The organism is Novosphingobium sp. (assembly GCF_025351285.1).
Classification (GTDB): domain Bacteria; phylum Pseudomonadota; class Alphaproteobacteria; order Sphingomonadales; family Sphingomonadaceae; genus Novosphingobium.
In genome coordinates this window covers 1-2,969 of record NZ_JANXWG010000072.1, presented here as the reverse complement: position 1 = coordinate 2,969, position 2,969 = coordinate 1, and the positions used below count along the sequence as shown (strand labels likewise).

The 2,969-nt window shown below is 66.9% G+C and carries 3 protein-coding genes; all 3 read left to right on the top strand.

Translation table 11 applies throughout. The features are described 5' to 3' along the window. Nucleotides 1-1,141: UDP-N-acetylmuramoyl-L-alanine--D-glutamate ligase (gene murD / locus Q0R16_RS08750; RefSeq protein ID WP_295635120.1), on the top strand; the 1,141-nt coding region annotated here is incomplete at its 5' end. Nucleotides 1,142-1,215: 74 nt separating this feature from the next. Further along, a complete protein-coding gene (locus Q0R16_RS08745) occupies nt 1,216-2,394 on the top strand; it encodes an FtsW/RodA/SpoVE family cell cycle protein (protein ID WP_295635123.1) in 1,179 nt (392 codons plus the stop codon). Next, on the top strand, nt 2,391-2,969 hold a 579-nt coding region (locus Q0R16_RS08740), incomplete at its 3' end, for a glycosyltransferase (RefSeq protein ID WP_295635117.1). The genes Q0R16_RS08745 and Q0R16_RS08740, both read left to right, overlap by 4 nt.

The window sequence follows — 2,969 nt, the reverse complement described above, 5'->3', positions numbered from 1 at the left end:
CGTTGTCGTCTCGCCCGGCGTGCCGATCAACCGCCACCCGATCGCCGATCATGCCGCGCGCGCCGGCGTGCCGATCATCGGCGATATCGAGCTGTTCGCGCTGGCGCGGGCCAGCCTGCCCGAGCACAAGGTGGTGGCGATCACCGGCACCAACGGCAAATCGACAACCACCGCGCTGGTGTACCACATCTGCGTTTCGGCCGGGCGGAATGCGCTGATGGGCGGCAACATCGGGCTGCCGATCATGGGGCAGGACCCGCTCCAGCCCAACGCCGCCGGCGCTGGCGTCTACGTGCTAGAACTGTCGAGCTACCAGATCGATCTGACCTATTCGCTGGCGCCCGATGTGTCGGCGCTGATCAATCTCAGCCCCGATCACCTCGATCGCTACAACGGCTATGAGGGCTATGCCGCGTCGAAGGCACGGCTGCCGGGGATGCAGCACGTCGGGCAGCACGCGGTGTTCGGCGCGGGCGATGAGGATACCTTGCGGATTGCCCGGGAAACCGCAGATCGGGACGACGGGCCGCAAGTCCGGATCGTCGATCCGGGCGCGCTGACGGGCCAGGCCGACTGGCCCTCGCTGCAAGGCCCGCACAACCTCCAGAATGCGGCGATCGCGATCGCCATGGTCGAACAGCTCGGCATCACCGAAGCGCAATGGCGCCCCGCGCTGGCGAGCTTTGTCGGCCTGCCGCATCGCATGGAGCGGGTGGCGACACACAACGGCGTGCTGTTCGTCAACGACAGCAAGGCCACCAATGCCGCTTCCACTGCGCCCGCTTTGGGCGCTTTCCCGCGCATCCACTGGATCGTGGGAGGTCTGCCCAAGGCCGATGATCTCGACGAGTGCACGCCCTGGCTCGGTCATGTTGCGGCCGCTTACACGATCGGCGAGGCGGGGCCGCGTTTTGCCGAACTGCTCGAACCGCGCGTGCCGGTCATGCGCAGCGAAATGCTGTGCGAAGCGGTGCGGCAGGCGATGGACGCGGCGCAGCCGGGTGACGTGGTGATGCTGTCACCTGCTTGCGCCAGCTTCGACCAGTTCCGCGATTTCGAAGCGCGGGGCGATGCGTTCCGCGACATGGTCATGGCGTTGATCGCCGAAAGAACAGAGCGTCAGGGAGAAGCGCAGCCGTGAAGCGCGACACCAGCCCATCCGGAAAGTTCGCCGCGCAGCACGCCTATGGCCATGGTCACGGCGATGAAGGCAGCGTGCGGCTGCCCGTGCCGGTCTCGCGGTTCCGCCGATCGCGCCGCGGGGAATTGCTGATCTGGTGGCGCGAGATCGACCGCTGGCTGCTGGCGATGGTGCTGTCGCTGGTGGCGATCGGGGTGATCGCGGTGGCCGCCGCGTCTCCCGCCAGCGCGCACCGGCTGTCGACCGACAAGAAGACGCTGGGCGATCTCTATTTCTTCTGGCTGCATTTGCGGTTCCTGGGGCTTGGGCTGATCGCGATGTTCGTGGTTTCGCTGCTGCCCAAGCAGGCGGCACGACGGTTGGCGATCGTGCTGTGCGCGGCGATGGTGGTGGGGCTGCTGCTGGTGCCGCTGGTGGGCAGCGAGGTGAAGGGCGCGAAACGCTGGCTGTGGATCGGCGTCAGCCTCCAGCCGTCCGAATTCCTCAAGCCCGCGTTTGCAGTGGCGGCGGCCTGGATCCTGAGCTGGCGGGTGCGCGATCCCAACCTGCCGGTGATCTCGCTGTCGCTGGTGCTGCTGGGGCTTATTTCCGTGCTGCTGATGTTGCAGCCCGATTTCGGCGCGACGATGCTGTTCTGCGCGGTGTGGTTCGTGCTGGCGCTGCTGGCGGGCCTCTCTCCGGCGCGGATCGGCGCGGTCGGTGCGGCGCTCGTGGCGTTGGTGATCGCGGCATACTTGTTCTACCCGAACGCGCAGCACCGCATCGATGCGTTCCTGTCGGGCGGAGCGGAGTTCGACCAGGTCGATCTCGCCATGCGCACGTTGGTCAGCGGCGGCTGGAACGGCGCCGGGCTGTGGCTGGGCACGCGGAAGATGGCGCTGCCCGAAGCGCACACCGACTACATCTTTTCGGTGATCGGCGAGGAATTCGGGCTGGTGGTCTGCGCGATCGTGGTCATGCTGTACTGCGCGATCGCGGTGCGGGTGCTGCTGCGGCTGATCGACGAGGACGATCTATTCACGATTCTGGCCGGTGCCGGGCTGACTGCGCAACTGGTCGGGCAGGCGTTCATCAACATCCTGGTCAACCTGCAACTGTTCCCGTCGAAGGGCATGACGCTGCCGCTGATCAGCTATGGCGGGTCGTCCACGATCGCGCTGTTGGTGGGCGTGGGCTTCCTGCTGGCGATCACGCGGCGCAATCCGTACCTGACGCGCGAGGCGTTTCCCTTGAAGGAGCAGCTCCGCCGATGACCCGCGTCTCACGCCATTTCGTGCTGGCGGCCGGGGGCACCGGCGGACACCTGATCCCGGCTTTTGCGCTGGCGGTTGAACTTGAAGCGCGCGGGCATCACGTGGCGCTGGTCACCGATGCGCGGGGTGCAAAGATCCCCGGCAAGCCCGAATCTTTGACCGCGCATGTGCTGCCGGCGGGCCGCATCGACAGCAATCCGCTCACCGCGCTCAAGGGCCTTGCCGCGATCTGGCAGGGACGGCGAATGGCGCTGCGGCTGTTCGAAAGTTTCCAGCCCAGCGCGGTGGTTGGCTTCGGCGGCTATCCTGCGTTACCGGCGCTGCTTGCGGCGCGGTCCGCGAAAATCCCTACGCTGATCCACGAACAGAACGCGGTGCTGGGCCGGGTCAACCGCCTGCTCGCCAAGCGCGTGGACGTGATCGGCACCGCTTACCACGCGGTCGACCGGCTCGATCCCAAGCTGTGGGGCAAGGTCCGCTGCGTGGGCAACCCGGTGCGCGAGGAGGTGCTGACCTTGCGCAGCCACCCGTTCCCCGATTTCACCGAGGATTCGCTGTTTCGCGTGCTGGTGACG